General features: G+C 63.5%; 19 protein-coding genes. 16 read left to right on the top strand and 3 right to left on the bottom strand.

All coding sequences use genetic code 11. The features are described 5' to 3' along the window. The first annotated feature begins 73 nt into the window (after positions 1–73). The 8 genes from QQS14_RS08245 (at position 74) to QQS14_RS08210 (ending at position 6,021) form a co-directional block, all read left to right on the top strand. The gene (locus QQS14_RS08245) at positions 74–841 is read left to right on the top strand and encodes an amino acid ABC transporter permease (RefSeq protein WP_285906503.1); all 768 of its coding nucleotides are present in this window, start codon (positions 74–76) and stop codon (positions 839–841) included. A gap of 12 nt (positions 842–853) precedes the next feature. Beyond that, the gene (locus QQS14_RS08240) at positions 854–1,570 is read left to right on the top strand and encodes an amino acid ABC transporter permease (protein WP_285906502.1); all 717 of its coding nucleotides are present in this window, start codon (positions 854–856) and stop codon (positions 1,568–1,570) included. Further along, the gene (deoC, locus tag QQS14_RS08235; RefSeq protein ID WP_285906501.1) at positions 1,571–2,245 is read left to right on the top strand and encodes a deoxyribose-phosphate aldolase; all 675 of its coding nucleotides are present in this window, start codon (positions 1,571–1,573) and stop codon (positions 2,243–2,245) included. Further along, the gene (locus QQS14_RS08230) at positions 2,245–2,889 is read left to right on the top strand and encodes a precorrin-8X methylmutase (RefSeq protein ID WP_285906500.1); all 645 of its coding nucleotides are present in this window, start codon (positions 2,245–2,247) and stop codon (positions 2,887–2,889) included. The genes deoC and QQS14_RS08230 overlap by 1 nt, the downstream gene beginning before the upstream one ends. A 261-nt stretch (positions 2,890–3,150) precedes the next feature. Beyond that, positions 3,151–3,423, top strand: a complete 273-nt coding sequence (locus tag QQS14_RS08225; protein ID WP_285906499.1) for a 4Fe-4S dicluster domain-containing protein — start codon at positions 3,151–3,153, stop codon at positions 3,421–3,423. Between the two features lie 3 nt (positions 3,424–3,426). After that, positions 3,427–4,572 carry a 2-oxoacid:acceptor oxidoreductase subunit alpha gene (locus tag QQS14_RS08220; RefSeq protein ID WP_285906498.1) on the top strand — a complete coding sequence of 382 codons (1,146 nt, stop codon included), beginning with the start codon at positions 3,427–3,429 and terminating at the stop codon, positions 4,570–4,572. A 4-nt stretch (positions 4,573–4,576) separates the two neighbouring features. Then, complete coding sequence (locus tag QQS14_RS08215) at positions 4,577–5,419, top strand: 2-oxoacid:ferredoxin oxidoreductase subunit beta (protein WP_285906497.1); 843 nt, start codon at positions 4,577–4,579, stop codon at positions 5,417–5,419. Beyond that, positions 5,419–6,021 carry a 2-oxoacid:acceptor oxidoreductase family protein gene (locus QQS14_RS08210; RefSeq protein ID WP_285906496.1) on the top strand — a complete coding sequence of 201 codons (603 nt, stop codon included), beginning with the start codon at positions 5,419–5,421 and terminating at the stop codon, positions 6,019–6,021. The genes QQS14_RS08215 and QQS14_RS08210 overlap by 1 nt, the downstream gene beginning before the upstream one ends. Before the next feature lie 66 nt (positions 6,022–6,087). Here QQS14_RS08210 and QQS14_RS08205 read toward each other — a convergent pair whose 3' ends face one another. Both QQS14_RS08205 and QQS14_RS08200 read right to left on the bottom strand, forming a co-directional pair. Next, positions 6,088–6,747 carry a FlgO family outer membrane protein gene (locus QQS14_RS08205; RefSeq protein ID WP_285906495.1) on the bottom strand — a complete coding sequence of 220 codons (660 nt, stop codon included), beginning with the start codon at positions 6,745–6,747 and terminating at the stop codon, positions 6,088–6,090. 58 nt (positions 6,748–6,805) lie between these two features. Next, entirely contained in the window at positions 6,806–7,651 is an 846-nt protein-coding gene (locus tag QQS14_RS08200) for a purine-nucleoside phosphorylase (protein ID WP_285906494.1), read from the bottom strand. Between the two features lie 93 nt (positions 7,652–7,744). On the opposite strand from QQS14_RS08200, the gene QQS14_RS08195 reads away from it, so the two are divergent. From QQS14_RS08195 to QQS14_RS08160, 8 genes are all read left to right on the top strand, one after another. Then, complete coding sequence (locus QQS14_RS08195) at positions 7,745–8,497, top strand: motility protein A (protein WP_285906493.1); 753 nt, start codon at positions 7,745–7,747, stop codon at positions 8,495–8,497. After that, entirely contained in the window at positions 8,497–9,240 is a 744-nt protein-coding gene (locus QQS14_RS08190) for an OmpA/MotB family protein (RefSeq protein ID WP_285906492.1), read from the top strand. Before QQS14_RS08195 ends, QQS14_RS08190 begins: the two co-directional genes overlap by 1 nt. A gap of 43 nt (positions 9,241–9,283) precedes the next feature. Beyond that, complete coding sequence (locus tag QQS14_RS08185; RefSeq protein ID WP_285906491.1) at positions 9,284–9,667, top strand: PilZ domain-containing protein; 384 nt, start codon at positions 9,284–9,286, stop codon at positions 9,665–9,667. 10 nt (positions 9,668–9,677) lie between these two features. Next, positions 9,678–11,096 (top strand): ATP-binding protein, encoded by a 1,419-nt coding sequence (locus tag QQS14_RS08180; RefSeq protein ID WP_285906490.1) that lies wholly within the window; start codon positions 9,678–9,680, stop codon positions 11,094–11,096. A gap of 2 nt (positions 11,097–11,098) precedes the next feature. Beyond that, on the top strand, positions 11,099–13,363 hold the full coding sequence (locus QQS14_RS08175; protein WP_285906489.1) for an acetyl-CoA carboxylase carboxyl transferase subunit alpha/beta: 2,265 nt from the start codon (positions 11,099–11,101) through the stop codon (positions 13,361–13,363). A gap of 51 nt (positions 13,364–13,414) precedes the next feature. Next, positions 13,415–14,062: a biotin/lipoyl-containing protein gene (locus tag QQS14_RS08170; RefSeq protein WP_285906488.1), complete on the top strand. Its 648-nt coding sequence runs from the start codon at positions 13,415–13,417 to the stop codon at positions 14,060–14,062. Positions 14,063–14,126: 64 nt separating this feature from the next. Further along, positions 14,127–14,471 carry a hypothetical protein gene (locus QQS14_RS08165; protein ID WP_285906487.1) on the top strand — a complete coding sequence of 115 codons (345 nt, stop codon included), beginning with the start codon at positions 14,127–14,129 and terminating at the stop codon, positions 14,469–14,471. 44 nt (positions 14,472–14,515) lie between these two features. Further along, the gene (locus QQS14_RS08160) at positions 14,516–15,076 is read left to right on the top strand and encodes a single-stranded DNA-binding protein (protein ID WP_285906486.1); all 561 of its coding nucleotides are present in this window, start codon (positions 14,516–14,518) and stop codon (positions 15,074–15,076) included. A gap of 115 nt (positions 15,077–15,191) precedes the next feature. Here the strand turns inward: QQS14_RS08160 and QQS14_RS08155 are convergent, their stop codons facing one another. Continuing rightward, entirely contained in the window at positions 15,192–16,073 is an 882-nt protein-coding gene (locus tag QQS14_RS08155) for a hypothetical protein (protein ID WP_285906485.1), read from the bottom strand. Positions 16,074–16,147 lie beyond the last annotated feature (74 nt).

Genomic DNA, 16,147 nt, shown 5'->3' with positions numbered 1-16,147 from the left:
TTCGTCCGTCCGGGAGTGCCTCGGCACTCCCGGACTTTCCCGTTTTTCTGACCCATAACCGACGGATACCGCCTTGTCTTACAACTTCAATTGGAAGATCATGCTCTCCGGCGAGCCCGCCCATTGGATGTGGGAGGGGTTTGTCACCACATTGCAGATCGCGTCCATTTCCCTTGTCTGCTCCATGCTGCTTGGCATCATCATCTGCGTTTTTCGGATGACGCCGTTTCGCCTGCTGCAATGGTTCAGCCTCGCCTACACCGAATTTTTCCGGAATACGCCGCTTTTGGTGCAGATATTCTTCTGGTACAACGCATCCCATTTCGTCATTCCCGCATCCATCAACAAGTGGATGAATGCGCTCTATCACTGGTTTCCCGGCCCATTCACCCTGTTCGGGCACGAGTTCGCGGGCCAATGGATGCTCTTCAACGTGGAGTTCATCACCGGCGTCATTGCCCTGACCGTGTACACCTCCGCCTTCATCGCCGAGGAGATCCGCTCGGGCATCTTCTCCATTCCCAAGACGCAGCTCGAAGCCTCCCGCTCGGTGGGGCTCTCGTTCATCCAGGCCTACCGGTACGTCATTCTGCCGCAGGCCCTGCGCATCGTTGTTCCGCCGCTCATTTCCCAGTCCCTCAACCTGATCAAGAACTCATCCTTGTGCATGGTCATCGGCGTGACCGAGTTGATGTTCATGGCGAGCCAGGTGGAGTCCTACTATGGCGCGCCATTCGAGGCTTTTTCCGCAGCCCTGCTGATCTACCTGGTCATCTCGCTCTTCGTGTCCTTCTGCATCAATATGTACAACAAGCACTTCTTGATCCAGGTCAGCTACTAGGGGAGGCCGGGCATGCATTGGAACGTCGTCATAGACAACTTTGATTATTTCCTCTGGGGGCGCGCTTCCGTGGACGGGGTGTTTCCCTTTGTCCACGATGTGGGCGGCATGGCCGCAGGCATCATCCTGGCCTTTTTCGGCATCCTGGGCGCTTTCTGGATCGGCCTTGCGGCCGGGCTGATGCGCCTGTCCAAGCGGTGGTGGATCAAGTATCCGGCCGTGGCTTACATTGAAGTGATACGCGGCATGCCGCTGTTGCTGCTCATCTTCTGGTTCTTCTTCCTGGCCCCGGTGGTGCTCGGCAAGTCACTGCCCGCCTTCTCGACCACGCTCGTCTGCTTCATCATCTTCACCGGTGCCTACATCGGCGAGATCGTGCGCGCGGGTGTGCTGGCTCTCCCCAGTGGGCAGATGGAGGCCGCGCGCGGCTCCGGGCTCTCCCGCTATCAGGCCATGCGCTACGTCATCCTGCCCCAGGCCTTGCGCAACATGATCCCGTCCTTTGTCAACCAGTTCGTCTCCCTGACCAAGGATACCTCCCTGGCCTCGGTCATCGGCGTCAACGAGCTGACTCGCACCGGCGTCCAGGTGGACAACCGCGAGATGGTCGCCTCCTTCGAGATATGGATCACCATTGCCGCGCTTTATTTCTGTATCTGCTACGTGCTGACATCCATCAGCCGACGCATGGAGGCCCACCTGTCGCGCTATCAGGCCAGGGGGCGCTAGGTGGTCTTGACTCAGGAAAAGCTCGCCCGTTTCATTGATCATACGCTGCTCAAGTCCGATGCCACGGCCCGGGAGCTGGACGAACTCTGCTCCCAGGCCGTGCGTTTCGGCTTCTACGGGGTGTGCGTGAACTCCGCGCGCGTCGGCCATGTCAGCCGTCGGCTGGCCGGGGAGTCGCCTGTGCCGGTGTCGGTGGTCGGTTTTCCCCTGGGTGCCTCGCCCTCGGGCGTGAAGGCGCTGGAAACGGCCATGGCCGTGGAGCAGGGCGCGCGGGAGATCGACATGGTCCTCAACCTCGGCGCCCTCAAGGACGGCGATCACGCCCTCGTGGCCGAGGATGTGGCTGCCGTGGTCAAGGCAGCGCAGGGGGCATCGGTCAAGGTCATCCTCGAAACCGCCTTGCTTGGCGATGCTGAAATCGTTCTGGCGTGCAAAATCTGCGTGGATTCCGGCGCGGTTTTCGTCAAGACGAGTACCGGATTCGGTCCGGGCGGGGCTACGGTGGAGGCTGTCCGGCTCATGCGCGTCACAGTGGGGCCAGAGGTAGGCGTCAAGGCCAGCGGAGGCATATCCACCTATGAAAAGGCGCTGTCCATGCTCGAAGCCGGGGCCAATCGCATCGGCGCATCGGCCTCTGTGGGTATCGTTTCCGCCAAAAACCCGGAGGGTTTTTGATGGATTTTCCGCTCCAGAATTTCTTTTCCCCGGACGAAATCGAAGCCGAATCTCTGCGAATCATCGACGCCGAGGTACCGAAACCGCGTCTTTTTTCCGGTGATAAATGGCAGATCGTGCGCCGCATGATTCACACCACGGCGGATTTCGAGCTGCTCGAACTGGTCCGTTTTCATCCCGATGCGGTCCACTCCGGGCTTCAGGCGCTGCGTGCCGGGGCGAAAATTGTCACCGATACCGAGATGGCCCGGCAGGGAATCCCGGTGCGTCGGCTCGAACCCCTGGGCGCGACCGTGCACTGCCTGATGAACGACGGGCGGGTGGTCGCCCGGGCCAAAGCCGAAAACATCACCCGGGCCACGGCAGCCGTGGATGTGGCTGTGGACGAGATTCATCCCGACATCTTCGTGGTGGGCAACGCGCCCACCGCCCTCATCCGGCTGGTGGAGCACCTGGACGCGGGCATGCCTGCCCCGGCCCTGGTGGTGGCCATGCCCGTGGGCTTTGTCAACGCTGCCGAGTCCAAGGCGCTGCTCATGAGCCGCCCGGTGCCCTTCATCGCCATCGAGGGACGCAAGGGCGGGTCCGCCCTGGCTGCCAGCGTGGTCAATGCCCTGTGCATAATTGCCCGGGAGTTTTCCTAGATTTCTTCTTTTTCTTCGTATACGGGTGGAGAAACGTCGCCCCGGGGCCGGTGTTGCCGACGCTTATTCTGTCGGCCCCCGGCTCCTGGCGTATCTGTTTCTTTTTGTTGCCGATCTCATGGCCAACCCTTTGAGGGCGGCAGGGGGAGGCGTCTGTGTCGGGTTGTGGTGATATTGCCCTGATATTCCGGGGTGATGTCAGTGCGTTCATGAACTGCGGGCGGTTCGCCCGCCCAGGGCTGTCAAGCGTTGGAAGGAGCTATGGCCAACAAGAAAAAGGGTAAGAGCAAGATCACCGTATACCCGGACTGGTGCAAGGGGTGCGGCATCTGTGTCGAGTTTTGCCCGGGCAGGGTGCTGGAGTTGAGCAGCCAGGGCAAGGCCACCGTGGTGCGTGAGCAGGATTGCATCCGCTGCGGATTCTGCGAGCTGCACTGTCCCGACTTCGCCATCGTGGTCCAGGACAAGGATTTCGTGGAGGCGGACAAGCTCCCCAGGCGTCGTTCCGCCAAAACAACGGACAAGGGGGAGTAACCCATGGCCAGACCGAGAAAACGCAAGGAAATCTTCGCGCTGGGCAACGAGGCCGTGGTCGAGGGCGCGCTGTTGGCGGGCTGTTCCTTCTACGGCGGCTATCCCATCACCCCGTCCTCGGAGATCATGGAGATCATGGCCGCCCGGCTGCCCCTTACCGAGGATGGCGTGTTCATTCAGCTTGAGGACGAGATCGCCAGCATGGGGGCCATCATCGGCGCATCCCTGGCCGGGCGCAAGGTGCTCACGGCCACCTCCGGCCCCGGCTTCTCGCTGATGCAGGAGAACCTGGGCTACGCCATCATGGCCGAGACGCCCATGGTTCTGGTCAACGTCATGCGCGGCGGGCCGTCCACCGGGCTGCCCACCAGCCCGGCCCAGGGCGATGTGCAGCAGGCGCGCTGGGGCACCCACGGCGACCACCCCATCATCGTGCTCTCCGCATCCAATGTGCAGGAATGTCTGGACATGACCATCACGGCCTTCAATATGGCCGAGAAGTACCGCACCCCGGTCATCCTGCTGCTCGACGAGGTCACGGCCCACACCCGCGAGAAGATCGAGATTCCCAATCCCGGCGAGTTCGAGGTTTTCTCGCGCACGGTGCCGAGCATGCCGCCCGAGTGGTACAAGCCCTACGAGGAGACAGTGCGCGGCGTGCCGCCCATGCCGCCGCTGGGCTCGGGCTACCGTTTCCACGTCACCGGGCTGGTCCACGACCGCAACGGGTTCCCCACCCAGCGGCCCGAGGAGATCGTGGAACTCCTGGAGCGTCTTCACCGGAAGATCGACCAGTTCTTCTACGACATCCAACTGGTGGACACCATCGAGACCGCCGATGCCGATGTGGTGGTCATCGCCTACGGCAGCGTGGCCCGTTCGGCCGAGCTGGCCGTGCGTCAGGCGCGCGAAAACGGCGTGCGGGCCGGGCTGCTCAAGCTCAAGACCCTGTTCCCCTATCCGCGCAGGCAGACCGAAAAGGTGCTGGCCCACGCCCGCACCCTTGTGGTGCCCGAGATGAACATGGGCCAGATGTCCCGCGAGGTGAAGCGCGTCAACATGGGCCGGGCCTCGGTCAGGACCATCAACCGCATCGACGGCCAGATCGTCACTCCCTCGGAAATCCTCAAGGTCATCATGCAGGGGTAGCCAGATGAACGAAATCACAGGCAACGAGATCATCCACCAGTATCTGCGGCACAACAAGAAGTTCCCGCACGTGCTCTGTGCCGGGTGCGGCCACGGCATCGTGCTGGGCACCCTCATCCGGGCCATCCACACGCTGGCCATTCCCAAGGACGACGTGGTCATCGTGGCGGGCATCGGCTGTTCGGGCCGCTTGGCCGTGTATGTGGACTTCAACACGGTCCACACCACCCACGGCCGTGCCCTGACCTTTGCCACCGGCATCAAGATGGCCAACCCGAAGCTCAACGTCATCTGCATCATGGGCGACGGCGACGCGCTCTCCATCGGCGGCAACCACCTGATCCACGCGGCCCGGCGCAACATCGGCGTCACCGCCCTGATCCTCAACAACAACATCTACGGCATGACCGGCGGGCAAAGCTCCCCGGCCACGCCCGAGGGATCGACCACCATGACCAACCCCTACGGCCAGCTCGACGCCAGCTTCGACACCGTGGCGCTGGCCAGGGGGGCCGGGGCCAACTATGTGGCGCGCGGCACGGTCTTTCACGTCAAGCGGCTCGAGAAGATCATGGTCGAGGCCATCTCCCGGCCCGGTTTCAGCGTGGTGGAGGCCATCACGCCCTGCCACACCCAGTACGGCCGCAAGAATCGCTACAAGACCCCGGTGGACATGTACAAGTGGCTCAAGAAGGCCGCCGTGCCCATTGATCGCTATGAAGAAATGACCGAAGAGCAGCGGACCGACCGGCTGCCCATCGGCGTGTTCGTGGCCGAGGACCGTTCGGGATTCGAGGAGCGCTACCTGTCCCTGCAAGCGCAGATGCGGGCCAAGGGGGGCAAGTGATGAAACAGCAGCAGCAACTCCACCGTTTCGAGATCCGCTTCTCCGGCCTTGGCGGCCAGGGCATCATCACCCTGGGCAGGGTCATGGGCCAGGGACTCGCCCTGGGCCACGGATACAACGTCACCCAGACCCAGAGCTACGGCCCCGAGGCGCGAGGCGGGTCCAGCCGGTGCGATCTGGTCATCAGCTCCGAGCCCATCAGCTATCCCAAGGCCGAGAGCCTCGACCTGCTGGTGGCCCTCTCCCAGGAGGCGTGCAACGCCTACTATCCCTATCTCAAGCCGGGCGGCGCTCTGGTGCTGGAGTCCGATCTGGTCAAACAGCCGCCCACCAACCGCTTCCTCGGCCTGCCCTTCACCAGCCTGGCCCGCGACAAGGTGGGGGTGGCCCAGGCCATGAACACCGTGGTCCTGGGTGCTCTTTCGCACCTGCTGCCGTTCATCAGCCAGTCGGTCATGCGCAAGAGCCTGGAGTCCTCGCTCCCGGCCAAGATTCGGGCCGTGAACGTCAAGGCCTTCAACCTCGGCCACCGGCTGGCCAAAAAGGAATGGGGCGACGACGCCGGAGAAGTCTGGCGCGTGGAAGACTCCGAGCGCGACTAGCGTTTGATACGATGGCGAATAAAAAGGGGCACCGGGCGACCGGTGCCCCTTTCGCTTGCTACGGGTCTAGTTGAAGGAGGTCTTGACCGTGGGGTCGAGCCCGTCGTCCTTGCGCAATTGGGGCAGGAGCTGGCGGACGTTGTCCGTGATGGGGATTGTCCAGGTGTGGGCCGAGATCACGGCCCGGTCGTCGAGCCGGGTGATCTTGGCGGAAACATAGACGAAGTTGTCGCCGATGACATAGGCCCCGGAGAGCATGGCCGCCCGTGGCGGCAGGTGTTCGAGGCTGCCCGTGGTCGGCTTGGCGTATTTCTCGGGCTCGATTCCCTTGGGCAGGAAGTAGTCCGTGGGTTTGGGGTCGCCGCCGGTGATGACCATGCCGCGCTGCACCAGTCTGTCCACCACCTGCTCCATGACCACGGTGCCGAAGATGGTCGTGTCAGTCGGGTCGTCGTGGTTCGTGAACCGCTTGGCGTAGATCGGCGATCTGGACGACAGCTCGTATTTGCCGACGTTGGCGTAGAGCACGTTGGCAGCCCGGAAGTTGATCTCCTCGATGGGCACGGCGGCCTGGTCGTGGAAAGAGCGGGATGTGGGCGCGGTGTCGAAGACGTAGTCGTAGGTCTTGCCCGTGGCACGCTTGGTGTCCTCCCAGAACCTGTTGCCGCAGCCCTGGGCCGAGAGGAGGACAGCCAGGACGAGAAAAACGAGGGATGTCTTGTGCATGCGATGCCCGCTGGTTGTCGTTGACCGCGCGTGCCGGGAGCCGGTCGCGTGGTGGTTCTCAAGCCTCATCGGTCAACTCTCGGATTTCCTTTAGGATTGCCCTGATCAGGGCAGACAGGGCCGCAGACGCCTCCCCGGCCCGGGCGATGACGGTTTCCAGGGACGCCTCCTGCATGCAGTCGGGCAGGTTCTTGTTGGTCAGGCAGGAGAGGCCGAGTAGGCGCATGCCCATGTGCCGGGCGGCGATGGCCTCCACGCAGGTGGACATGCCGATGGCGTCCGCGCCCATGGCGCGGTACATGCGCGTCTCGGCCGGGGTCTCCATGTTCGGACCCATGACCTGCATGTAGACGCCCCGTTCGAGGCGTATGCCAAGGGCCAGCGCCTTGTCCACGGCCAGTCGGCGCAGCCGGGAATCGTAGACCTCGCACATGTCCGGGAAGCGCTCCCCCCAGGGTTCGTGGTTGTCGCCGCGCAGCGGGGTGGTGCCGGTCAGGTTGATGTGGTCCTCGATGAGCATGGGCGAGCCCGTGGCAAAGGAGGGGTTGAGCGCGCCCGCCGCGTTGGTCAGGATCAGGACGCCCACGCCCATCTCGCCCAGGGTGCGCACCGCGTGGGTCGCCTGTCGGGCGTCGAACCCTTCGTAGAGGTGGTGGCGGCCGTGCAGGGCGATGACCGGCGTTCCCTCGACGGTGCCCACCACGAGACGGCCCGCGTGGCTGGCCACGGTGGAGACCGGAAAGCCGGGAATATCGCCGTAGGATAGGCTTTTTTGGTTCTCCATGGCCTCGGTCAGCCCGCCCAGGCCGGTGCCGGTGACAAGCCCCGCACTCCCGGCTTGAATTTTGCCTAGCTTTTCGTGTATGTATGCGGCAGACTGTCGTACCATCTCATGGTATTTCATGCGGACTCCCCATATCCGGCGAGCACTGCGGGCCGGATCGGGGACAGGTTGCCCACTGATCGACCGAACAGAACCCAAGGACTGGCAGATATTATGGATATCGTGACGCTACTTGGCCTCGCCGTCGGATTGTCACTCATCATCGGCGCCATCGTCATCGGCGGGGCTGTCGATGTCTTCATCAACGTTCCCGGCATGATGATCGTTTTCGGCGGAACGCTGGCCTCCATCATGGTGGCTTTCCCGTTTGAAGAGGTCATACAGGGCTTCAACGCCGGGTTCAAGATGTTCGTGCAGCGCAAGACCAAGGTCCGCGACGTGGTCAACATCATGGTCAAGGTCGCCGAGATCAGCCGCCGAGAGGGGTTGGTGGCCCTGGAGAACGTCCAGACCGAGAACATGGTCCTCAAGAAATCCTGCCAGCTCATCGCGGACAACGCCGACCCGGCCCTGATCCGCACCACCCTGGCCATCGAGATCAGCTCCATGCGCAGGCGGCATCAGGTGGGGCAGGACGTGTTCAAGCGGCTGGCCGCGCTGGCCCCGTCCTTCGGAATGATGGGAACCCTCATCGGTCTGGTCCAGATGCTGTCGCAGCTCGACGATCCCAAGTCCATCGGCCCGGCCATGGCCGTGGCCCTGCTGACGACCTTCTACGGCAGCGCCATGTCCACCCTGATCTTCATCCCCATGGCGGCCAAGCTCAAAGCGCGGACCCTACAGGAACAATTGCACCTTGAGGTCATCTTCGAGGGGGCCAAGTCCATCCTGGAGAACAACAACCCCAGGCTCGTGTACGAGAAGCTGTCGTCGTTCCTGGCTCCGCACGAGCGCGAGACACGCTGATGAGCGAAAACTACGAGGACATCCTTGGCATCCGCGAGGAAGAGGACGATTCCGGCCCGGAGTGGTTGACGACCCTGGCCGATCTGGCCCTGCTCCTGCTCGTCTTTTTCGTGCTGCTGTATTCCATGTCCACCCTGGATACCGAGAAGTTTTCCAAGACCTTCTCGTCCGTGACCCAGGCCCTGCAGGGCAAGCTCGACAAGATTTCCACCAGCCGCATCACCCAGGAAGAGGCCGGGGTGCTCATTGATCAGGCCATCATGCGCCGCCAGATCATCGAGTCGCAGCGCAAGGTGTTCGCCGAGGTCAAGACCCTGCAAACCAAGAAGGGCGTGGAGGGGCTGGTCTCGGCCAACTTCGAGGACGGGGTCATCACCCTGCGGGTGCCGGGCGACGTCATGTTCGGCTCGGGTCAGGTGGCCCTATCGCCCCGGGGCGTCGAGGTGGTCGCCGCGCTCAAGGATTTCTTCATCCAGCACCGCGACCAGAACATCAAGATCATCGGCTACACGGACAATATCAATCCCAGCAAGAACTCGCGTTTCGTGGACAACTGGGAGATATCGGCCCTGCGTGCGGTCAATGTGCTGCGCCAGCTGCTGGACATGGGCATCGAATCCACCCGGCTGACCGCCACTGGGCTGGCCTACCTCAACCCCATCTATCCAAACACGTCCGAGGAGTATCGATCCAGGAACCGGCGGGTGGAGTTCGTGCTTGAAAAACGGGTCACCGGCAATTAGGCTTCCGGCCTGACGAATCGTGAATGCAACCATCGGGGGGGATATGGGATTCGACTTAGACATACCAAGCGGCGACGATCAGCTCCGCAAGGCTTTCCGAACCAAGGTTCCCGGCCTGACAGCGCGATTTCCGGCCCTTGACAAAGTCTTCGAGGTCAAGGACCTGAGCGCCACAGGGTTCGCCGTCCTTGATCCGGCCAAGGGGTTCAAGGAGGGGCAGCCGCTGGACGTCGATCTGCTCATCAGCAAGAAGATATTCCTCGCCGCGGCCACGGCCCAGGTCATGCGCGTGCTCGACAACGGCATCGTGGGCATCAACTTCGTGGACCTTGAGCGCCAGAAGCAGGTCAAGCTCGACAAGCTCGTGCTTGAGGTGCAAAAGCGGCTCATCGAACTGCGCAAGAAACAGCGCGAGCAGGAAGGCTGACCGGTCGCCTATGTCTGGAACCGGGCACAAGGTTCTTATCGCCAACCGGGGCGAGATCGCCATGCGGGTCATGCGGGCCTGCGTGGGGCTCGGCCTCGACTTTGTCTGCGTCCACACGCCTGAGGATGTCCACAGCGGCCACGTCAGGCTGGCCCGGGAACTGGGCGGCGAGGGAGCCGTCTATCGCATCCACTCCTACCTCGACGCCAACGAGCTGTTCGCCGTGGCCGATGCGGCCAAAGCCACGGCCGTGCATCCGGGCTACGGCTTCTTTGCCGAGGATTTCCGCTTCGCCCGCCGGGTGGTGCGCCGTGACCGGCCCATGGAGTTCATCGGCCCGTCGTGGTGGGTCATCCGCGACCTGGGCGACAAGATCAACACCAAGCGCATCGCCCGCAGCCTGGACGTGCCCACCGTGCCCGGTTCGGACAGGCCGGTGTACAGCGAGATGGAGGCCGACGAGATAGCGGCCAGCCTCTTCGAGTTCCAGGCGACTCAGGGCATCATCGACGGTGTGATCATGGTCAAGGCCTCGGCGGGCGGCGGGGGCATGGGCATTGAGGAGGTGGGCAGCTTCGACGAGTTCCGCTCCGTGTTCCGGCGCATCCGCAATTACGCCAAGCGCAATTTCGGCGACGAGGGCGTGCTCATCGAGCAGCGCATCTTTGATTTCAACCACCTGGAGGTGCAGGTGGTCTCCGAGCGCGGCGGCAGGAACCACGTCCATTTCGGCACGCGCAACTGTTCCATCCAGAGCACGGGCAAGCAGAAGAGGGTGGAGGTGGCCCCCGGTTTCGCGCCCGGGGTCGTGCCCTACACCTTTGACGCGGCCAGGACCCTGGCCGACATCACCGACTACTCCCTGGCCATGGCCCGGGAGGCCGGGTACGACAACGTGGGCACCTGGGAGTGGATCGTCACCCCTAGGGGCGAGCCCTTCCTCATGGAGGTCAATACGCGCATCCAGGTGGAAAACGGTGTCTCGGCCGTGATCTCGCGTGTGAAGGGCCAGCCCGTGGACATCATCACCGAGCAGATACGCCTCGCCCTTGGCCAGTCCCTGGGCTATTCCCAGGAAGACATCGCCTTTGAGGGGGTCGGCATCGAGTACCGCATCGTGGCCGAGAACACCGACAACCGCTTCACCCCCTGCGCCGGGACTGTCACCCGTCTTTCCTGGCAGGAGCACGACTGGCTCCGGGTCTTCACCCAGGTGCCGCCGGACGCGCCTTACGACATTCCCATGGAGTACGACCCCAACCTCGCCCTGGCCATTGTCTGGGGCACCGACCTTGACGAGGCCAAGGCGCGCGGCCTGCGCTTTCTCGACGAGCTGGTTCTTGAGGGCACGGTCTCGGGCAGGGAGGGCGCGTTTTACACAAATATCCGGTATCTTGCCGGAATGACCGGTGAAATCCTGGAGTTCTGACCATGGACACAGACAGACGAATCCAGGACATCAAGGACCGCCTCGCCTACATCCGCGACATTTTCGGGGGCAAGGAGGACGATCACATCCGCCTGCTCACGGCCAAGCTCGGCGAGGTGCTTGATCGCGATGCCGCCACCCCCGGCGGCGTGCAGGCCGAGGAACTGTCCCGGCTCGAAGACCTCTTCGCCTTTTCCGAGCGCAAGCTCGACACCCAACTCACCCCCATGGACCGGGTGCGCATCGTGCGCCACCCGCAGCGCATCTGTCTTAAGGACATCTTGGAAAACGTCTACGACAACTATACCGAAATCGGCGGGCGGGGCGAGTTCAACATCGACCCGAGCATGCTCATCGCCCGGGCCTATTTCTCCAGGCGGGTGGGGGAGCGGATCGTCAACCAGATGGTCATGGTCATCGGGCAGGAAAAGGGCCACGGCGAGGCGTATCGCAACGGCGGCTCGGTCAAGCCCTGGGGCAACGCCAAGGCCCTGCACTACATGAAGGTGGCCGAGACGGAGAACATCCCGATCCACACCTTTGTCTTCACCCCCGGGGCCTACCCGGTGGAGGACTGGCCCGGCGCGGCTCAGCAAATCGCCAGGAATCTCTATGAGATGGCCGCCCTCAGGGCACCGGTGGTTGCGGTCTTTTCCGAAGGCGGCTCCGGCGGGGCCGAGGCAGTGGGCCTTGCCGACCGGCGGATCATGCTCTCCCATGGCTATTATTCGGTCATCTCGCCCGAGGGGGCGGCGGCCATCGAGGGCGGCCTGCGGACAGACAGCCGGGCCACGCCGGAACTCATAGAGAAATGCGCCCGCCAGCTGCGCATCACGGCCCTGGACAATCTCGAAAACGGCTATGTGGACCGGGTGCTTCAGGAGCCGCCGCTGGGGGCGCGGCCCACGCACTATGACTTTTTCCGCGACCTGCGGCGCGAGCTGATCCAGGCCACCAACGAGGCTGTCAGCGAGGTCAGGTCCATGAAGCTGTTCCGGGCCATGGCCGTGCGTGCCAGTGTCGGCGATGCCGAGGTCGTCTTCATGCGCTGGAATCTCTCCAGCTCGGCCTCGAACCGGCTGGTAGACCTGCGCCAGCGAAAGTTCCGGGCCATGAGCCGCCACGCCTGCCTGGACGGCACCGGGCTGATCAAGCGCATGGCCGCCTCGGCCAGAGGCACCGTCTGGGCGGCCAATTCCTTTTTGCGCTACGATCTGCTGGGACGGCAGAAGAAACGGCTGGACGCCATGCTTGAAGACCTGGGGGCCGAGGCCCACATCGTGCGGCGAAAGCTGCTCATGCCGCTCAAGCGGATCATGGACAGCATCCTGCCCGTGACCAATGTGGAGCAGCAGAAAAAGGGCGACGCGGTCAGGGACAGACTGACGCGGCTCTCCTGCCCCGAGGACGGAGCCTGTCTGGTGGGCAGCGAGTGGGCGTGGATCAGCCCGCGCAGCCAGGAAGACAGGACCGTGTCCTGTCCCCAGGTGCGCACCCACCACTGCCCGGATCTGTGGGTGCCCGATCTGTACGGCGATTTCGCCGGGGTCTGCCCCAGTTGCGGCCACCATTTTCCCATGGAATACCCGTGGTATCTCCACAATGTCTTCGACTACGACCGTTCCCGGGAGTTCAACCAGCGGCTGGAATCCATGAATCCGCTGGGCTACGAGCAGTTCGACGCCAAACTCGATCAGGCCAAGGAGCGCACCGGCCTCAAGTCCGCCTGCATCACCTTTGAAACGGCCATCAACGGGGTCGAGACCGTGGTGGCCGTGCTGTGCGCGCCGTTTCGCGGGGGCAGCGTGGGCGCGGCCGAGGGTGAGAAGTTCATCCGCGCCGCCGAGCGGGCCGGACGCAAGCGCCAGCCCTTCATCGCCTATGTGCATGGCACGGCGGGCATTCGCATCCAGGAGGGCGTCAACGGCGTCATCCAGATGCCGCGCTGTACCATCGCGGTGCGCCGCTACATCGACGGAGGCGGGCTCTACCTCGTGCTCTACGACACCAACTCCTATGCCGGGCCGGTGGCCAGCTTCCTTGGCTGCTCGCCCTATCAGTTCGCGGTCCACTCGTCGAACATCGGCTTTGCCGGGCCGGGCGTCATTGCCGAGACCACGGGCATGGCCGTGGCCCCGGACTATCACAGCGCCTACCACGCGCTGTCGCGCGGGCATATTCACGGCATCTGGGACCGACGCGAGGTTCGGAAGAACCTGCACCAGGCCCTCTTGACCATGGGTGGCCGCAACCTTTATTATCGCTAGCCCGCCCGCCGGGGCGCGCCTGCCACCAAAATCGAAATCAAGGAAGAGTACGTGCTGAATATCAAGGAATTACTCGATACCGTCAAAGCTTCGCCCTATCGCGAAATCGTCATCCATGCGCCCCACACCGGGGTGGTGGAGTTCACCGGTCTCAAGGCGGGCGATCGTGTCCACGGCCGCTTCGGCGAATACAAGGAAAAGCCCGGAACCCTGCTCGGACACCTGACCCGCGAGAAGAACAAAAAGCCGATCCACGCGCCCGAGAAGGGCGAGGTCGGGATGATCCGCACCGAGCTTGAAGGGAAATTCGTCGAGGCCGGTGAGCCGCTGGTGACCATCAAGCACTTCCTGACCCGCCAGGAGGTTATCGAACTGGTCCTGCAGAAGGCGCTGTATCTCTTCCGCGCCCCGGAGAGGGCCAAATACTATTTCGTGCCCGAGGTGGACCAGAAGCTCAAGGTCTCGGGCAAGCGCTCGGTCAAGGTGCGCGAGGGCATGGAGCTGATGATTGTTTCCCGCATGAAGCGAGAGACGCCGCTTTCGTACTCAGGCCCGGAAGGCATCATCTATTCCGTGTATTTCGGCCGGGGCGACAACGTGGACGAGGGCGAGCCCCTCATCGGCGTCTGCCCCGAGGACCAGCTGTCGGTCATCCAGGATGTGGTCGCCCGCATCCAGAGCGAGTGGGAAGAGGAATGATCGTTTTGGCCGCAGGCCCGCGCAAGGTGGCCTGCGGCCATAAACCGCGCACCCGGGAGGGACCATGGGCAAGTTACTGCAGATTCGCGTTTCGGCATCGACCTTCAGCGAGGACGAGGTGGCAAAGACCTGGCCCGCCCTGTGGAAACTGGTCTGGGGCGAGGGCGGCGACGCCATCCCGCGCAAGGGGGTGATGGAATTGGCCCAGGCCGTGTTCGACGCCGTGCGCGCCGGGCTCATTCCAAAGGAGCAGCGCGAGCCGCTGCGCGAGAGGGCGGAAGAGGCCGAGGCCCTGCGCTTCAAGGTTCAGGATGCCCTGGCAGCCCGCCAGCCCGCAGAGGCGGACACCCTCTCCTATGAACTCGAAGGATGCCTCGACGCCCTGGAAGACATTGCCCGCAATTTTTGATAGATGATAAGGCCAAAGCGAATGTTTATATGTAAGGAGTTGATATGGCTGGAAGTATGAACAAAGTGATCCTCATAGGCCGCCTGGGGCGCGATCCCGAGCTGTCCTATACGCCCAACGGACAGGCCCGGGCCAAATTCTCCATCGCCACCGACGAGGGGTATCGGGACCGGCAGACCGGCCAGAAGGTCGAGCGCACCGAGTGGCACAATATCGTGGCCTGGAGGCAGACCGCGGAGTTCTGCGGCAACTATCTGGCCAAGGGGCGGCTGGTGCTGGTGGAGGGCAAGTTGCAGACCCGCAAGTGGCAGGATCAGACCACCGGTCAGGACCGCTACATGACCGAGATCGTGGCTGACAACGTGCAGGGGCTTGATCGCGCTCCGGATGGCCAGCACGCCGGAGGCCAGCAGGGCGGCTATCAGCAGGACCAGCAGGGCCAGGGCGGATACCAGCAGCACAGCCAGCAGGGGCAGCAGGGCGGATATCAGCAGCAGGGCGCGGGCCAGGGCCAGCGGCCCCAGACGCGCAAGCAGGAGCCCGAGGAGGACCTGGGCCCGGCCTTCCCCTCCGAGGCCAGCGGCATGGACGACGTGCCCTTCTGACCGGGCGTGTCGGCGAGTGTCGGGAAGCCCCCGCGCTGCTGACACGGCGGCACGGGATCGCGAGACGAAGAGGGTGGTTTCGGCCACCCTTTTTGTTTGTGGCTGGCGGGGATGCTTAGCGGGGGGCCTTGGTGCGCTTGACCGGGGTGGAGTAGAATGTGTTGTAGACCAGGGTCAGGGCGCAGGCGAACACGGCCGCGCCGATGCCGATGAGCACGTTGTTGTAGGGCGGCGCGGTCAGGGCCACGCGGATGAGCAGGGTGGCCAGGGCAAAGCCGGAGTTACGGAAGACGGCGCGAAACTCGGGCAGGAAGCGCTGGGCGATGAGCACCAGCATGATGTCGCTGAAGATCAGGACCGTGTAGAATTTCTCGAAAAAGGCGTGGGGCATCCGGCCCGAGGCCAGGAGCAGGCAGTTTTCCACGGCCATGCCGATGAAGATGGCCAGGATGAACAGGGCCACGAGCTTCTTGGCCGCCACGAACCGGAACAGGGTCGGCCCGGCCATGCCTGTTTCCTGCATGCGCTGGCGCAGCATCCTGTAGACCCCGAGCAGGGCGAAGATGACCACGGCCCCGCCGCCGTCGGCCAGGATGACCAGCAATTCCTTCTCATAGCCCACGATGGTCAGAGGCTCGGGAAAATCGGCCAGCCCCTTGAAGGCGCTGCGCAGCAGGATCAGGGCCAGGATCTCGAACTGCTTGCCCACGGATTTCGAGATGGAGCAGGGCAGGGTGAAGATCAGGCTGACCACCTCGAGGACAAGGACCAGGGTGAAGGCCAGGTTGATGGCCATGTAGTGGCTGGTGGGGGTCATCTCGGCCAGACGGCCCGTGAGCAGCCCCTGCCGGTTCAGCTCGATGGTGATCAGGGCGAGGACGAAGACGGCGATGAGCCCGCCGCCCACGGCTCGCTGGGTGGAGTCCTTCTCCCAGAAGTGGTGCAGGGGGTCGAAGACGTAGGTGACCCCGTTGAAGAGCTTGTCCATCGCGTGCATGCGTCGTGTCCTGTCGATGTGGGTGTCCGGCGTTGCGGACCCGGGGCCGCGCCCCGGTCACAGAGGTAGCAGAG

The sequence above is a fragment of the Pseudodesulfovibrio pelocollis genome (assembly GCF_030282845.1).
In the GTDB taxonomy this organism is placed as follows: domain Bacteria; phylum Desulfobacterota; class Desulfovibrionia; order Desulfovibrionales; family Desulfovibrionaceae; genus Pseudodesulfovibrio; species Pseudodesulfovibrio pelocollis.
Note: the sequence above shows the minus strand (reverse complement) of the source record. Positions and strands in the feature narration are given on the sequence as shown.